Genomic DNA, 15,521 nt, shown 5'->3' on the forward strand with positions numbered 1-15,521 from the left:
AACCCGCCCCCGCCCTGGCGGTCCCCCAGTCCGGCGACCCCGCCCTCACCCTCCTCCGCCGCATCGGCACCACGGACCCCGCCTCCCTGGACGACTACCGCGCCCACGGCGGGGACACGGCCCTCCGCCGCGCCTTCGCCCTCCGCCCCGCCGCCGTCATCCGCGAGGTCACCGACCCCGGCCTGGTTGGGCGGGGGGGGGGCGGCCCCCTGCCCCTTGGGGCGGGGGGGGAGGGCGGCCCCCCCCCGGCCGACCAGGCCGGCGTCGGTGACCTCGCGGATGACGGCGGCGGGGCCGAGGGCGAAGGCGCGGCGGAGGGCCGATGACGATCGCGGCCTACGCCACCGGCGCCCACCGGGGCTACCTCTACCTCCGCGGCGAGTACCCCCGCGCACTGGCCCGCCTCACCCACGCCATCGAGCAGGCCCGCACCCGCGGCCTGCTCGGCGACGACGTCCTCGGCCAGGGCTACGCCTTCGACATCGAGATCCGGCGCGGCGCCGGCGCGTACGTCTGCGGCGAGGAGACGGCCCTGTTCAACTCCATCGAGGGCCGTCGCGGCGAGCCCCGCTCCAAGCCGCCCTTCCCCGTCGAGAAGGGCCTGTTCGGCAGACCCACCGTCGAGAACAACGTGGAGACCCTGGTCAACGTCCTCCCCGTCCTGACGATGGGCGCCCCGGCGTACGCCGCGATCGGCACGCCGATGTCCACCGGCCCGAAACTGTTCTGCGTGTCCGGCAGCGTGGCCCGCCCCGGCGTCTACGAACTGCCCTTCGGCGCGACGCTGGGCGAGCTGCTCGCCCTCGCCGGGGTCCGCGGCAACCTCCGCGCGGTCCTGCTCGGCGGCGCCGCCGGCGGATTCGTCCGCCCCGACGAGCTGGACATCCCGCTCACCTTCGAAGGCACCCGCGAGGCGGGCACGACCCTGGGCTCCGGCGTGGTCATGGCCTTCGACGACACGGTCCCGCTCCCCCGCCTCCTCCTGCGCATCGCCGAGTTCTTCCGCGACGAGTCGTGCGGACAGTGCGTGCCGTGCCGGGTCGGGACCGTGCGCCAGGAGGAGGCGCTGCGCCGGATCGCTGACCGCACGGGCGCCGCGGCGGCCGACGACGTCGCGCTGCTGCGCGAGGTCGGCCGCGCGATGCGGGACGCCTCGATCTGCGGTCTCGGGCAGACCGCGTGGAACGCCGTGGAATCCGCCATCGACCGTCTGGGGGCCTACGAATGACCGCGATACCGCTCGGAGTGCCGCGCCGCCTGGTGGAGTTCACCCTCGACGGGCAGGAGGCCAGGGTCCCCGAGGGGTCCACGATCCTGGACGCCTGCCGGGCCGCCGGCAAGGACGTCCCGACCCTGTGCGAGGGCGACACGCTCACCCCGAAGAACGCCTGCCGGGTCTGTGTGGTGGACGTCGAGGGCGCCAGGACCCTCGCGCCCGCCTGCTCGCGGCGGGCCGAGCCGGGCATGGTGGTGCGCACGGACACCGAGCGCGCCCGGCACAGCCGCAAGGTCGTCCTGGAACTCCTCGCCTCCTCGGTGAACCTCTCCACAACCCCACGGGTCTCCCGGTGGATCAAGGAGTACGAGGCGAAGCCGGACCGCTTCGGCCCGGACGCGGCCCGCGTCGACGAGGACCCGCGCGTCGACAACGACCTCTACGTGCGCGACTACGGCAAGTGCATCCTCTGCTACAAGTGCGTGGACGCCTGCGGCGACCAGTGGCAGAACAGCTTCGCCATCGCGGTCTCCGGTCGCGGCTTCGACGCCCGGATCTCGGTCGAGCACGACGGCCCGCTGCCCGACTCGGCGTGCGTCTACTGCGGCAACTGCATCGAGGTGTGCCCCACGGGCGCCCTGTCCTTCAAGTCGGAGTACGACATGCGGGCGGCGGGCACCTGGGACGAGGAACGGCAGACCGAGACGACGACGGTGTGCGCCTACTGCGGCGTGGGCTGCAACCTCACGCTCCATGTGCAGGACAATGAGATCGTCAAGGTCACCTCTCCGCACGACAACCCGGTGACCCACGGCAACCTGTGCATCAAGGGCCGCTTCGGCTACCAGCACGTACAGAACCGGGACTGACCGGCACACCGACCGGCGCAAGGGGCACGAACATGGGACGAGTCACGGAACGACGCAAGGTGATCCGCGTACGGGACGGCGCGGTGTCCACCCGGCCGGACACGCTCGTCGCCGAGGAGCCGCTGGAGATCCGGCTGAACGGCAAACCCCTCGCGATCACGATGCGCACCCCGGGCGACGACTTCGCACTCGCCGCGGGGTTCCTGGTCAGCGAGGGCGTGCTCGCCGAGCAGGGCGACCTGCAGAACATCGTGTACTGCGCGGGCGCCACGGTCGACGGTTCCAACACCTACAACGTGGTCGACGTGCGGACGTCCCCCGGCGTGCGCGTCCCGGACATCACCCTGGAGCGGAACGTCTACACCACCTCGTCCTGCGGGCTGTGCGGCAAGGCGAGCCTGGACGCGGTGCGCACGACGGCCCGCTGGCCCATCGCCGACACTCCCCCGGTGCGCGTCGCGCCGGAGCTGCTGGCGGACCTGCCCGACCGGCTGCGCGCTTCCCAGCGGGTCTTCGACCGGACCGGCGGGCTGCACGCGGCGGCGCTGTTCACCGAGGACGGCGAGCTGGTGGACGTGCGGGAGGACGTGGGCCGGCACAACGCCGTCGACAAACTCGTCGGGCGCGCCCTGCAGAACGGCGGTCTGCCGTTGTCGCGCTCCGTCCTGCTGGTGTCGGGCCGGGCCTCCTTCGAGCTGGCGCAGAAGGCCGTGATGGCGGGCATCCCGGTGCTGGCCGCGGTGTCCGCGCCGTCCTCGCTCGCGGTGGACCTCGCCGCCGAGACGGGCCTGACGCTGGTGGGCTTCCTGCGCGGCCGCTCCATGAACGTGTACGCGGGCGAGGACCGCGTCGTCCTGCGGGCCGCCGCCGCCCAGGGCTGACCCCGCCCTCCCCGCTGCACGGCGGCGGGGCCCCGGCCGGGCGGGGAGCGCCCCCTGCGCCCGAGGGGCCCCGCCTCGACCGCGCCGGTCGTCCTCCGGTCGTCCGCGCCGGTCATCCACGCCGGTCGTCCACGCCGGTCGTCCGCGTCAGCCTTCCGCCTCCGTACCGGCGACCCGCCGGACCAGATCCATGAGCCGCGCCCGCTCGTCCTCGGTGAGCGGCGCCGGCAGCTCGTCGTTGGCCGCGCGGGCGAAGCGGCGCGCCCCCGACGGGCACGGGGCACCCGGCTGCGGTCGGTTCACGCGGACCGGCCGGCGGTGCCCACCTCGGTGCGCTCCGGGGCGGCCGGCCGCTCCTGGGACGGGACCGCCTCGGGGTCGTGCGACCGCCGCTTGGCGATCACAGCGCACACCATCAGTTGCATCTGGTGGAAGAGCATCAGCGGCAGTACCGCGAGCGATGCCTGGGCGCCGAACAGGACGCTCGCCATGGGCAGCCCGGCGGCGAGCGACTTCTTGGACCCGGCGAACTGGATCGCGATGCGGTCCTCCCGCCCGAAGCCGAGCCCCTTCGCCCCGTACCAGGTCAGGACGAGCATCACCGCCAGCAGCACCGCCTCGACGGCCAGCAGCCCGGCCAGCCGCACCGGGCTCACCCGGTGCCAGATGCCCTGCACCATGCCCTCGCTGAACGCCGTGTAGACGACCAGGAGGATCGAGCCCCGGTCGACGAGCCCGAGCACCTTCTTGTGCCGGGCGACGAAGCCCCCGATCCACCGGCGCAGCAGTTGCCCGGCCACGAACGGCACCAGGAGCTGAAGCACGATCTTCACCACCGAGTCGGCGGAGAACCCGCCCCCGCCGCCGCCCAGCAGGGCCGCGGCCAGCAGCGGTGTGACGACGATGCCGGCCAGCGAGGAGAAGGACCCGGCACAGATGGCGGCGGGCACGTTGCCGCGGGCCATGGAGGTGAAGGCGATCGACGACTGGACGGTCGACGGGACCAGGGTGAGGAAGAGCAGGCCCTGGTGGAGGGGGTCGGTCAGGAGCACCGGGACCAGACCGCGCGACGCGAGGCCGAGCAGCGGGAAGACGACGAAGGTGCAGGCCAGCACCGTGACGTGGAGCCGCCAGTGCCGTACGCCGTCCATCGCCTCACGGGTGGAGAGCCGGGCGCCGTAGAGGAAGAAGAGGAACGCGATCGCGCCGGTGGAGGCGCCCGAGGCGACGTCCGCGCCCGTGCCGCGGGCCGGCAGCAGCGCCGCGAGGCCCACCGTGCCGAGCAGCAGCAGGACGTACGGGTCGATCGGCATCCAACTCGGCCAACGCAGGCGTCTCACGGTGCTCCACTTGCTCGCTGCTTGCTCGTTCTCGCTCGTTCCGGTGGGGGTCACGGGTCCCCGCTCCATCGTGCTCCCCCGCCCGGCGATCGGGAATCCGGTATACCGCTCTGACTGTCATCACGATCACCGATGAGCAGCGCTAGCCTGGCGTCATGTACGACCCCTCGCACCTGCGCACGTTCCTGTCGGTGGCCCAGACCCTGAGCTTCACGCAGGCCGCCCGGCGGCTCGGCCTGCGCCAGTCGACGGTGAGCCAGCACGTGCGGCGGCTCGAGGACGCCACCGGACGGCAGTTGTTCAGCCGGGACACGCACTCCGTGGAACTGACGGAGGACGGGGAGGCGATGCTCGGGTTCGCGCGCCGGATCCTGGAGGTGCACGAGCAGGCGACGGCGTTCTTCACGGGCACCCGGCTGCGTGGGCGGCTGCGGTTCGGGGCGTCCGAGGACTTCGTGCTGACCCGGCTGCCGGAGATCCTGGAGGGCTTCCGGCACGACCACCCCGAGGTGGACCTGGAGCTGACGGTGGAGCTGTCGGGCACACTGCACGAGCAGTTGGCGGCCGGGAAGCTGGACCTGGTGCTGGCCAAGCGGCGGCCCGAGGACCCGCGGGGCGAGCCCGTGTGGAGCGACCGGCTGGTGTGGATCGGCGCGGAGCGGCTGCGTCTGGAACCGGACCGCCCGGTACCGCTCATCGTCTATCCGCCGCCCGGCATCACGCGTGCGCTCGCCCTGGACGCGTTGCAGCGGGAGGGCCGCGAATGGCGCGTCGCGTGCACCAGCGGCAGCCTCAACGGCCTGATCGCGGCCGCCCGTGCCGGCCTGGGCGTGATGGCACACTCGCGCGGTCTCGTCCCGCCCGGTCTCGTCCGGGTGCCGGACCGGGCCGGGCTGCCCGAGCTGGGCGGTGTCGACTTCGTGCTGGTGCACGGCCGGCGGCGCCCCTCGGCCCAGGGAGCGGCGGACGCGCTGGCGGCGGCGATCCTGGCGGGTGCCGACCGGCTGCACCGCCCTCGACGCACGGCCTCGCACAGGTGAGCTGCTCCACCCGGCGCGGGAACGGCGACGCCTCCAGGTGCTGGACGCAGCCCGGGGACGCGCTCGGCACCGCCGTGTACGGATTCCGTGGCGCTCGCGCGGCAAGAAGAGGAGGCGCCTCCGGCAGCCGCGTACCGGCGGTAGGCGGGTCGTACAGATTCGGTGGAGATTACGGCACCGAAACTTACTCAACCGTCAGGAAACTGTCCGACCCTTCCCCATGTGAGCGCATTTCCTCTCGCTGACCAGCGCGGACATGAGCCCTGCTCCCCTTTGCCGCCCCTCCCGTCCGCGCGTCGGGTGGGGTAGCTTTCACCGCCGTGCGGGGGCGTCGTCCAAAAGCGGGGAGTGGGTTTGCGCGAGTTCACCAGTCCTCCGTCGACGTTGGCACCACCGGTGGGCGGTCTGGCCGACGTCGTCTTCGAGCATGCCGAGGAGGACCCCGGGCACATCGCCCTCGGCCGCAAGGACGACGCCGGGCAGTGGCGGGACGTCACCGCCGGCGCCTTCCGCGACGAGGTGCTGGCCCTCGCCAAGGGGCTGCTCGCCCAGGGCGTCCGCTTCGGCGACCGGGTCGCCATCATGTCCCGCACGCGCTACGAGTGGACCCTCTTCGACTTCGCCCTGTGGACGATCGGCGCCCAGGTGGTGCCGGTCTACCCGACCTCCTCGGCCGAGCAGTGCATGTGGATGCTGTACGACGCCGAGGTCACGGCGGCGGTGGTGGAGCACGAGGACCACGCGATGACGATCGCCACCGTCATCGACCGGCTGCCGCACCTGCGCGGGCTGTGGCAGCTCGACGCCGGTGCCGTCCAGGAGCTGTACGACGCGGGCGCGCACCTCGACGACGAGGTGGTCCACCGGCACCGCAAGGCGGTCACGCCCGAGTCGGTCGCCACCGTGATCTACACCTCGGGCACCACCGGCCGCCCCAAGGGCTGCGTCCTGACGCACGGGAACTTCATGTGGGAGGCCGACACCGTCATCGACCGCTGGGAGCCGGTGTTCCACTCCAGGCGGGGCGACGAGGCGGCGACGCTGCTGTTCCTGCCGCTCGCGCACGTCTTCGGGCGGATGGTGGAGGTCGCGGCGATCCGCGGCCGGGTCCGCTTCGGCCACCAGCCGCAGCTCAACGCCGCGGCCCTGCTGCCCGACCTGGCGGCCTTCCGGCCGACCTTCATCCTGGCCGTGCCGTACATCTTCGAGAAGGTGTTCAACGCGGCACGGCGCAAGGCGGAGAAGGAGGGGAAGGCGGGCCCCTTCGAGAAGGCCGTCGACGTGGCCGTGAAGTACGCCGAGGCGGTGGAGGCGAGGGCCTGGGGAACCGGGAGCGGGCCCTCGGCGGGGCTGCGGATGCAGCACCAGTTCTTCGACAAGCTCGTCTACTCCAAGGTGCGGGCCGCGATGGGCGGACGCATCCGCAACGCCATGTCGGGCGGCTCGGCGATGGACCGGCGCCTCGGGCTGTTCTTCGCGGGCGCGGGCGTGCAGATCTACGAGGGCTACGGCCTGACCGAGTCCACCGCGGCCGCCACCGCCAACCCGCCCGAGCGCACCCGCTACGGCACCGTGGGGCAGCCCGTGCCGGGTGTGAGCGTGCACATCGCGGACGACGGCGAGATCTGGCTGAACGGCGGCAACGTCTTCGGGGGCTACCTGAACAACCCGAAGGCCACCGACGAGACCCTGCACGACGGCTGGCTGGCCACCGGCGACCTGGGCTCCCTGGACGAGGACGGCTACCTCACCATCACCGGCCGCAAGAAGGAGATCCTGGTGACCTCCGGCGGCAAGAGCGTCTCGCCGGGCCTGCTGGAGGAGCGGGTGCGCGATCATCCGCTGGTCAACCAGTGCATCGTCGTCGGCAACGACCGCCCCTACGTCGCCGCCCTGATCACCCTCGACCACGAGGCCGTCGAGCACTGGCTGACGATGCGCAACAAGCCGCGGATGTCCCCGGCCGAGCTGGTGCACGACGCCGACCTGGAGACGGAGGTGCGCCGCGCGGTCGTCGCGGCCAACACGCTGGTCTCCCAGGCCGAGTCGATCCGCACCTTCCGCATCCTCGCCCAGCCGTTCACCGAGGAGCACGGGCTGCTGACGCCCTCGCTGAAGCTCAAGCGCAAGGCCATCGAGAACGCCTACGGCGCCGAGGTCGAGGCACTTTACCGGGCGTGAGTTCCACGGTCAGGAATGCGCGGGGGCTCGTGATCGTTGACGATGGGAGTACCACCTGACCACAACCGAAGGATCAAGAGCTCGTGAGCAGCAAGGTCCCCCCGATCATCCTGAACAACGGCGTCGAGATGCCCCAGCTTGGCTTCGGCGTCTGGCAGGTGCCGGACGACGAGGCGGAGACCGCCGTCGCCCAGGCGCTGGAGGCCGGGTACCGCAGCATCGACACAGCGGCGATCTACGGAAACGAGGAGGGTACCGGCAGGGCGATCGCCGCCTCCGGCGTGGCCCGCGAGGACCTCTTCGTCACCACCAAGCTCTGGAACAGCGACCAGGGGTACGACTCCACGCTCCGCGCCTTCGACACCTCGCTGGCGAAGCTGGGCCTGGAGTACCTGGACCTCTACCTGATCCACTGGCCCGCGCCGGCCAAGGACACCTACGTCGACACCTACAAGGCGTTCGAGAAGCTGCTCGCCGACGGCCGGGTCCGCGCCATCGGCGTGTCCAACTTCCTGCCGGAGCACCTGGAGCGGCTGACCGCCGAGACGTCGGTGATCCCGGCCGTCAACCAGATCGAGCTGCACCCCCACCTCCAGCAGCACGCCGCCCGCGAGGTGCACGCGGAGCAGGGCATCGCCACCGAGGCCTGGTCCCCGCTCGGTTCGGGCAAGGGCATCCTGGACATCCCCGCGATCGTCGCGATCGCCCAGAAGCACGGGCGCACCCCGGCCCAGGTGGTGCTGCGCTGGCACCTCCAGCTCGGCAACGTGGTGATCCCCAAGTCCGTGACGCCGTCCCGGATCAAGGAGAACATCGACGTGTTCGGCTTCTCCCTGGACACCGAGGACCTCGCGGCGATCAGCGCGCTGAACGAGGACCGCCGGCTCGGTCCCGACCCGGCGGAGTTCAACGCCTGAGCGCCCCCGTGCGAAGGGGCCCGGCCGTCCGGACGGCCGGGCCCCTTCGCACGGCGTCAGTTGGGCTGCCCCACCGGCCGTACGACCACCGTGTTGACGTCGACCCCGGCGGGCTGTCCCATGGCCCAGACGACCGAGTCGGCGATCTGGTCGGCGGTGAGCAGGTCCCCGGGCGGCAGGGCGCCGGTGCCGTCCCAGAACGGGGTCTCCACCCGGCCGGGCGCGATGAGGGTGACGCCCACGCCCCACTGCGTCACCTCCCGCCGGGTGTTCTCGGCGAGACCGGTCACCGCCCACTTGGTGGCGCCGTAGATGTTGCCCGGCGTGTTCACGAAGCCCGCGACGCTGCCCACCAGCACGATCCGCCCCCGGGTCTCCCGGAGCGCGTCGATGGACGCCCTGATCAGCAGGGCCGGGCCCAGCACGTTGGTCAGCACCATCTCGGTCCAGCCCGCCGGGTCGCCCTCGGCGACCGAGTCGTGGGTGGCGAACCCGGCGTTGGCGACGACCGTGTCGAGCCGGCCGAACCGCTTCAGCGTGGCCTCGACCGCGGCGGCCACGTCGCCGTGGTCGGCGGCGTTGCCGCGGATCGTCAGCAGGCCCTCCGGGTCACCGAGTTCCGCGCCGAACGCCCGCAGTCTCTCCTGCCCGCGTCCGGTGACGGCCACCCGCTGCCCCGATTCCAGCAGCCGCCGGGCGACGGCCGCCCCGATGCCGCTGCCGCCGCCGGTGATGAGTGTGACCGCTGTGTCGCTCATGATTCCCCCCTGTCTGTAGGTGTCTCTCACGGACGGCGGCAGTCCATCACTTGGAGCGCTCTCGAAGTCAAGCCCTGCCTCGGACCGGTCGCACCGCCGTGTACACGGTGTGCGCCACCAGCACGAACACGTCCGGGCGGCGGTGCACGCCCGCCTCGTCGGCGGGGTCGAGCAGCCGGTCCAGGGTGGCGCGGTCCTCGCTGTCGAGGCTCTCGCCGATGCGCTCGCGCAGCCGGGACAGGGACGTGGCGACGTAGTCGCGGGTCGCGGCGGTGACGGGCGCGGGCAGGTCGAGCAGGAAGCTGCGGGTGCCGGTGTGTGCGAGTCCGGCGGCGGTCAGCATCGCGGTCCAGTCCTCGGTCTCGGCCACACAGCCCGGCAGGTCCGCGCGCATCGCGGTGAAGGCGTCCTCCTCCACGGCGCGGAGCCTGGCCTGGAACCCGGGTCGTCCGATGCCGATGTCGCGGGGCAGGAAGCGGGCGGTCAGTCCGCCCTCCAGGACCGCCAGCGTGCCGCCGGGCGCCAGGTGCCCGCCGAGGGCGGCGAGGGCCGCGCGCTGGTCGGGCAGGTGGTGGACGCTCTGGGCGGCCCACATCAGGTCGGCGGGGTAGTCGAGGTCGGCCAGGGCATCGGGCAGGTCGCCGGCGAGGGTGCCGAAGCGGTCGGCGAACCCGAGCCGCTCGGCGCGGGCGCGGGCCCGCTCCAGCAACGGGGCGGCGCCGTCGGCGGCGACGACGCGGGCGCCGGGGAAGGCGTCGGCGAACAGCCCGGTGACGACGCCGGGGCCGCTGCCGACGTCGACGACGAGGCCGGGTGCGGTCACCTTCCGGGCCAGCCAGGCCAGGGCCTGCCGGTACAGCGGCGCGTACAGCTCGGCCTGGGCCTCCAAGTGCGGGGCCATCTCGGCCCAGTCGATGTCGCCGTGGTCGTGTGCCATACCGGTCAGCCTCCCGTTCGCGTGCCGTCAGGGTGCGACGACCCGCCGTCCGGGGGCAACCGGTGTTGCCACTTCCGCAAATGCGGGCGCGGACCACCGGGGCCCGGCGCACGAGGCCGGGCCCCGGGGCTCACCCGCGCGAGGTGCGCGGGCGTCCGCTCACGACAGGGGCGGGTAGGCGTTCTTCATCAGCTCCTGGAACTGGGCGGAGAACCACTTCCCGGAGATCGGGGCGTTGGGCAGCGCGCCCGAGGGGCTGTTCCCGTTGCGCACGTTGCCCTCGTAGGTCGGGTCGCACATCCGGTCGAAGCCCTTGCCCTCGTCGTTGTCGATCGCCTCGCTGGCGCCGTCGGACTCGCCCGGGGGCTTCATCCAGACGTACGCGTCGATCCCGGCGGCGGGGCTGGCCTGCGGACGCTCACCGAGACCGGCTCCGGACTGGTTGCACCAGTTGCCGGGGTGGATGCGCCGGTCGAAGCGGCCGCCGTCCACGTAGGCGTCGACGCTGGTCTGCGGTCCGGGTCCGGCGGGCCGGGCCGAACCGCCCCAGCCGTTGCGGGAGGTGTCGATCAGCATGCCGATGCCGGAGTCGAAGCCCTTGGAGACCAGCTCGTTGCGGAAGGCCTGGGCGAAGGACAGCTCGTCCACGTACCGGTTCCAGTCGACCCACTTCGACTGGCGCACGGAGGTGCCGTTGACGCTGTCGTCGATGCCGAAGTTCTCCTCCTTCAGCGCGCTGTAGTTGGCGGTGTTGGTGATGAAGCCGTGCACGTCGCCGATGGTGGCGCCCTCGGCGGTGGCGGCCTGCTTGATCACGTCGGCGCTGGCGCCGAAGTTGTCGTCCCAGCCGATCCAGCCGTGGTGGCCGGCGTCGATGTAGTTGTAGACGTTGGGCACGTCGCCCAGCTGGGCCAGGGCGTAGCCGACGCCCTTCACGTAGTTGCCGTTGGCCTTCATCGTGTCGCACGCGGGCACGGCCGTGGGACGGCTGCCGGTGTTGGTCACGAGGTTGGGCAGCGAGTCGATCTCCACGGTGGTGACGATCCGCAGCGAGGAGTACTTCGAGTCGCCGAGGATCTCCTTGATCGGGTCGATGTACTCGGTCTTGTACCGGTCGATCTCGGTCGGGCCCAGCTCGCCGTTGGAGGCGAGCGCGGAGCAGTCGCGGCCCGGCAGGTTGTAGATGACGAGCTGGACGACCATCTCGCCGGAGCCCTTCTGCTCCAGCGCCGCGTCCAGGTGGTCGCGCAGGCTCATGCCGCCGTTGACGCCCTCGATGGCGGCGGTCCGGTCGAGCCACACACCGGTCGGCTCGTTCGCGATGCGGTCCCCGCCGGGTTCGGCGGCGGCGTTGGCGGACCACTCGGGGTTCACGTAGACCTTGGCGCCGTCATAGGGGTTGTCCACCCGGGCGGACGGGCCGGTGGGGTCGGTCGGGTCCGTCGGGTCGGTGGGGTCCGTGGGGTCGGTTCCGCCGTCGGTGTTGCAGGTCACGCCGTTGAGCGTGAAGGTGGCCGGGATCGCGTTGCTGCCGCTGTAGGTGCCCTGGAAACCGAAGCTCGCCGAGCCGCCCGTGGACAGGGTGCCGTTGTAGGACTCGTTGGTCACGGTGACGGCGGCGCCGCTCTGGCTGATCTTCGCGTTCCAGCCGCTGGTGACCTTCTGACTGCCGGCGTACGTCCACCCCAGCGACCAACTGGACGTGGCGGCACCGTTGTTGGTGACGGTCACGGCAGCGGTGAATCCGCTTCCCCAGTCGTTCTGCACCTGGTAGTCGACAGTGCAGGCGGCGGCCGCGGCTCCGGCGCTCGCGGACTGGGCGGCCAGTGCCGTGCCGGAGGCGCCGGCGACCAGGGTCAGGGCGGCGAGCATCGCGGTTCTGGTACGGGTCATGAGTGCGGGTTCCTTCTTTCGTGGGGGAGCTGCTGTCGTCCGGGGCCGCACCGTGCACGGCGCGGCCCCCTGCCGATCGGCCTGGGGGTGCCGTCTGATCGGAGGTCAGGAACGACCCGCGGGCACGGGGGAACTGCCCACGGGATGAGCGATCCGGCCCACGGGCCGGCAAGGCGTCGGACACTTGGCGGCCACGGCTGCGGCCACGGCTAAAAGTCCTGAACGCGGGGGGTGGAACGGGGGGTGGCGCATGAGCGACTCCTTGCAGTTCGGGCGCGCCGTGACGGACGCGTCGACTGGTGGAACCGCTCCCACTGGTGCAGTGAACGTAGCGCCAAGTGACGGCAAAGAACAGAGGAGTTACCGACTTTCTCCGCCGGGACCCGTCGAATCTTTTCGACTGTTCACACATCTTGACCCCTCTTGGCGGCCTCCCCACTATGGGAGCGCTCCCACTGGTTCAAGGCTTGTTGCTCCTCCTCCACCCCCTCCCCGAGCCGCAAGGAGGAACCAGCACCATGCACCCCGGACACCGCCACAGACGCCGCACCGCGCGGCGCTGGTGGACCGCCGCCCTGGCGGCCCTCGCACTCCCCCTCACGATGCTGGGCACAACCGCGACCCCCGCCCAGGCGGCCGCGCTCCAGTGCAGCGTGGACTACAAGACCAACGACTGGGGCTCCGGCTTCACCGCCGAACTGACGCTGACCAACCGGGGCTCCGACGCCATCGACGGCTGGACCCTGACCTACTCCTACGCGGGCGACCAGAAACTGACGAACGGCTGGAGCGGCACCTGGTCCCAGTCCGGCCGGAACGTCACCGTGCGCAACGCGTCGTACAACGCGCGGATCGCCGCCGGGGCCGCCGTCTCCACCGGCGGTCAGTTCACGTACAGCGGCAGCAACGCCGCGCCGACCGACTTCGCGGTCAACGGCACCTCCTGCGCCGGCGCCCACCAGCCGCCGATCACGGTCCTGACCAGCCCGGAGGCCGGCGCGGTCTACTCGCGGGGCGAGGCGGTTCCGCTGGCGGCCACGTCGGCCGCGGCCGACGGCGCCACGATCAGCAAGGTGGAGTTCTACGACGACACCACCCTGCTCGGCACCGACACGAGCGCGCCCTACACGCACTCGGCCACCGGCTTGGCCGTGGGCAGTCATTCCCTGGTGGCGAAGGCCTACGACAGCACGGGCGCCTCCGCCAGCTCCACGCCGGTCGGCATCACGGTCGCCTCGGGACCGGCCGTGGTCGCCTCCCCCGGCCAACTGGGCGTCCAGCAGGGCAAGTCGGCGGCCTACGACGTCAAGCTCTCACAGCAGCCGACGGCGAACGTGACCGTCACGACCACCCGGGCGAGCGGCAACACGGGCCTCACGCTCACCGGCGGCGCCAGCCTCACCTTCACCCCGTCGAACTGGGACACCGCCCAGCGGGTGACCGTCTCGGCGGACGCCTCGGGCAGCGGTTCGGCGGTCTTCGAGTCGACGGCACCCGGCCACGGCAAGGCCGCGGTCACCGTCACGCAGTTGGCGGCGGCGAAGGACTACGACGCCCGCTTCCTGGAGCTGTACGGCAAGATCACCGACCCGGCGAACGGCTACTTCTCCCCCGAGGGCATCCCGTACCACTCGGTCGAGACGCTGATCGTCGAGGCACCGGACCACGGCCACGAGACCACGTCCGAGGCGTACAGCTACCTGCTGTGGCTCCAGGCCATGTACGGCAAGGTGACCGGCGACTGGGAGAAGTTCAACAACGCCTGGGAGATCATGGAGAAGTACATGATCCCCACCCACGCCGACCAGCCGACCAACTCCTCGTACAACGCGTCGAAGCCGGCCACCTACGCGCCCGAGCTGGACACGCCGAACGAGTACCCGGCACCGCTGGACGGCACCGTGCCCGTGGGTGCGGACCCGATCGCGGGCGAACTGAAATCGGCGTACGGCACGGACGACGTGTACGGCATGCACTGGCTCCAGGACGTCGACAACACCTACGGCTACGGCAACTCGCCCGGCAAGTGCGAGGCGGGGCCCTCCGACACCGGCCCGTCGTACATCAACACCTTCCAGCGCGGCGCGCAGGAGTCGGTGTGGGAGACGGTGCCGCAGCCGACCTGCGACGCGTTCAAGTACGGCGGAAAGAACGGCTACCTGGACCTGTTCACCGGTGACGCCTCCTACGCCAAGCAGTGGAAGTTCACCAACGCCCCGGACGCCGACGCGCGCGCCGTGCAGGCCGCGTACTGGGCGGACGTCTGGGCCGGCGAGCAGGGCAAGGGCGACGAGATCTCCGCGACCCTCGGCAAGGCCGCGAAGATGGGCGACTACCTGCGCTACGCCATGTTCGACAAGTACTTCAAGAAGGTCGGCGACTGCGTCGGACCGGCGAACTGCCCGGCCGGCACCGGGAAGGACTCCTCGCACTACCTGCTGTCCTGGTACTACGCCTGGGGCGGCGCGGTCGACACCTCGGCGGGCTGGGCCTGGCGCATCGGCTCCAGCCACACCCACGGCGGCTACCAGAACCCGCTGGCGGCCTACGCCCTGAGCACCGACGCCGATCTGAAGCCCAAGTCGGCGACCGGCGCGTCCGACTGGGCCAAGTCCCTCGACCGGCAACTGGAGTTCTACCGCTGGCTCCAGTCCGACGAGGGCGCCATCGCGGGCGGCGCGACCAACAGCTGGGCGGGCCGCTACGCGACCCCGCCGGCCGGCACGCCGACCTTCTACGGGATGTACTACGACGAGAAGCCGGTGTACCACGACCCGCCGTCCAACCAGTGGTTCGGCTTCCAGGCGTGGTCCATGGAGCGGGTCGCCGAGTACTACCAGCAGAGCGGTGACGCGGACGCCAAGGCGGTCCTGGACAAGTGGGTCGACTGGGCGCTGTCGGAGACGACGGTCAACCCGGACGGCACCTTCCGGATCCCGTCGACGCTCCAGTGGTCCGGACAGCCCGACACCTGGAACGCGTCGTCCCCGGGCGACAACGCCGGCCTGCACGTGACGGTCGCGGACTACACCGACGACGTCGGTGTGGCGGCGGCGTACGCCAAGACCCTGACGTACTACGCCGACCGCTCGGGCGACACCGAGGCGGCCTCGACCGCCAAGGCGCTGCTCGACGGCATGTGGGAGAACAACCAGGACGCGCTCGGCATCGCCGTCCCGGAGACCCGTGCCGACTACAACCGCTTCGACGACGGGATCTACGTCCCGAGCGGCTGGAGCGGCACCATGCCCAACGGCGACACGGTCGACGCGTCGTCGACCTTCGCCTCGATCCGGTCCTTCTACCAGGACGACCCGGCCTGGTCGAAGATCGAGAGCTACCTCCAGGGCGGTGCCGCGCCCACGTTCACGTACCACCGGTTCTGGGCCCAGGCGGACATAGCCCTCGCCATGGGTTCGTACGCGGAACTCCTGGAATAGCCCCGCCCGGCGTTCCGCGTGCACGGTCCCGTCACCGGACGACGGGACC

At 71.7% G+C, this 15,521-nt stretch carries 11 protein-coding genes and 2 pseudogenes; 8 read left to right on the forward strand and 5 right to left on the reverse strand.

What is annotated here, in order from left to right; translation table 11 throughout:
- The 4 genes and pseudogenes from IG88_RS42640 to fdhD all read left to right on the forward strand — a co-directional run.
- Positions 1–232 (forward strand): annotated as a pseudogene (locus IG88_RS42640) (NADH-quinone oxidoreductase subunit E); the annotation flags it as partial.
- Between the two features lie 90 nt (positions 233–322).
- A pseudogene (locus IG88_RS0118255) lies at positions 323–1,228 on the forward strand (NADH-ubiquinone oxidoreductase-F iron-sulfur binding region domain-containing protein); the annotation flags it as partial.
- Positions 1,225–2,085 (forward strand): 2Fe-2S iron-sulfur cluster-binding protein, encoded by an 861-nt coding sequence (locus IG88_RS0118260; RefSeq protein ID WP_031041936.1) that lies wholly within the window; start codon positions 1,225–1,227, stop codon positions 2,083–2,085. The pseudogene IG88_RS0118255 and the gene IG88_RS0118260, both read left to right, overlap by 4 nt.
- Positions 2,086–2,117: 32 nt before the next feature.
- Positions 2,118–2,966, forward strand: a complete 849-nt coding sequence (gene fdhD, locus IG88_RS0118265; protein ID WP_031041939.1) for a formate dehydrogenase accessory sulfurtransferase FdhD — start codon at positions 2,118–2,120, stop codon at positions 2,964–2,966.
- A 147-nt stretch (positions 2,967–3,113) separates the two neighbouring features.
- Here fdhD and IG88_RS43400 read toward each other — a convergent pair whose 3' ends face one another.
- Both IG88_RS43400 and IG88_RS0118275 read right to left on the reverse strand, forming a co-directional pair.
- Positions 3,114–3,269, reverse strand: a complete 156-nt coding sequence (locus IG88_RS43400; RefSeq protein WP_158853974.1) for a hypothetical protein — start codon at positions 3,267–3,269, stop codon at positions 3,114–3,116.
- Positions 3,266–4,279 carry a bile acid:sodium symporter family protein gene (locus tag IG88_RS0118275; protein ID WP_031041942.1) on the reverse strand — a complete coding sequence of 338 codons (1,014 nt, stop codon included), beginning with the start codon at positions 4,277–4,279 and terminating at the stop codon, positions 3,266–3,268. Before IG88_RS0118275 ends, IG88_RS43400 begins: the two co-directional genes overlap by 4 nt.
- Before the next feature lie 182 nt (positions 4,280–4,461).
- Here IG88_RS0118275 and IG88_RS0118280 point away from each other — a divergent pair, with 182 nt between their 5' ends.
- From IG88_RS0118280 to IG88_RS0118290, 3 genes are all read left to right on the forward strand, one after another.
- A complete protein-coding gene (locus IG88_RS0118280; RefSeq protein WP_031041945.1) occupies positions 4,462–5,346 on the forward strand; it encodes a LysR substrate-binding domain-containing protein in 885 nt (294 codons plus the stop codon).
- A gap of 354 nt (positions 5,347–5,700) precedes the next feature.
- A complete protein-coding gene (locus tag IG88_RS0118285; protein WP_031041948.1) occupies positions 5,701–7,527 on the forward strand; it encodes an AMP-dependent synthetase/ligase in 1,827 nt (608 codons plus the stop codon).
- 83 nt (positions 7,528–7,610) lie between these two features.
- Positions 7,611–8,444 (forward strand): aldo/keto reductase, encoded by an 834-nt coding sequence (locus tag IG88_RS0118290; protein WP_031041952.1) that lies wholly within the window; start codon positions 7,611–7,613, stop codon positions 8,442–8,444.
- Positions 8,445–8,500: 56 nt separating this feature from the next.
- Here IG88_RS0118290 and IG88_RS0118295 read toward each other — a convergent pair whose 3' ends face one another.
- The 3 genes from IG88_RS0118295 to IG88_RS0118305 all read right to left on the reverse strand — a co-directional run bounded on the left by IG88_RS0118295 (position 8,501) and on the right by IG88_RS0118305 (position 12,032).
- On the reverse strand, positions 8,501–9,202 hold the full coding sequence (locus IG88_RS0118295) for an SDR family oxidoreductase (protein ID WP_031041955.1): 702 nt from the start codon (positions 9,200–9,202) through the stop codon (positions 8,501–8,503).
- A gap of 67 nt (positions 9,203–9,269) precedes the next feature.
- The gene (locus IG88_RS0118300) at positions 9,270–10,139 is read right to left on the reverse strand and encodes a class I SAM-dependent methyltransferase (protein ID WP_051851950.1); all 870 of its coding nucleotides are present in this window, start codon (positions 10,137–10,139) and stop codon (positions 9,270–9,272) included.
- 159 nt (positions 10,140–10,298) lie between these two features.
- Positions 10,299–12,032, reverse strand: a complete 1,734-nt coding sequence (locus tag IG88_RS0118305) for a glycoside hydrolase family 6 protein (protein WP_031041958.1) — start codon at positions 12,030–12,032, stop codon at positions 10,299–10,301.
- Positions 12,033–12,550: 518 nt separating this feature from the next.
- Between IG88_RS0118305 and IG88_RS0118310 the strand changes: the two genes are divergently transcribed.
- Positions 12,551–15,472: a glycoside hydrolase family 48 protein gene (locus IG88_RS0118310; RefSeq protein WP_031041961.1), complete on the forward strand. Its 2,922-nt coding sequence runs from the start codon at positions 12,551–12,553 to the stop codon at positions 15,470–15,472.
- Positions 15,473–15,521: the final 49 nt, after the last annotated feature.

It is taken from the genome of Streptomyces sp. NRRL F-5650, from assembly GCF_000721365.1.
GTDB classification, from domain to species: domain Bacteria; phylum Actinomycetota; class Actinomycetes; order Streptomycetales; family Streptomycetaceae; genus Streptomyces; species Streptomyces ardesiacus.

Excerpts from the sequence above, each read along its gene's own strand:
- IG88_RS0118260 (WP_031041936.1), top strand. The coding sequence starts at position 1,225 with ATGACCGCGATACCGCTCGGAGTGCCGCGCCGCCTGGTGGAGTTCACC.
- fdhD (WP_031041939.1), top strand. The coding sequence starts at position 2,118 with ATGGGACGAGTCACGGAACGACGCAAGGTGATCCGCGTACGGGACGGC.
- IG88_RS0118275 (WP_031041942.1), bottom strand. The coding sequence starts at position 4,279 with ATGCCGATCGACCCGTACGTCCTGCTGCTGCTCGGCACGGTGGGCCTC.
- IG88_RS0118280 (WP_031041945.1), top strand. The coding sequence starts at position 4,462 with ATGTACGACCCCTCGCACCTGCGCACGTTCCTGTCGGTGGCCCAGACC.
- IG88_RS0118295 (WP_031041955.1), bottom strand. The coding sequence starts at position 9,202 with ATGAGCGACACAGCGGTCACACTCATCACCGGCGGCGGCAGCGGCATC.
- IG88_RS0118300 (WP_051851950.1), bottom strand. The coding sequence starts at position 10,139 with ATGGCACACGACCACGGCGACATCGACTGGGCCGAGATGGCCCCGCAC.
- IG88_RS0118305 (WP_031041958.1), bottom strand. The coding sequence starts at position 12,032 with ATGACCCGTACCAGAACCGCGATGCTCGCCGCCCTGACCCTGGTCGCC.
- IG88_RS0118310 (WP_031041961.1), top strand. The coding sequence starts at position 12,551 with ATGCACCCCGGACACCGCCACAGACGCCGCACCGCGCGGCGCTGGTGG.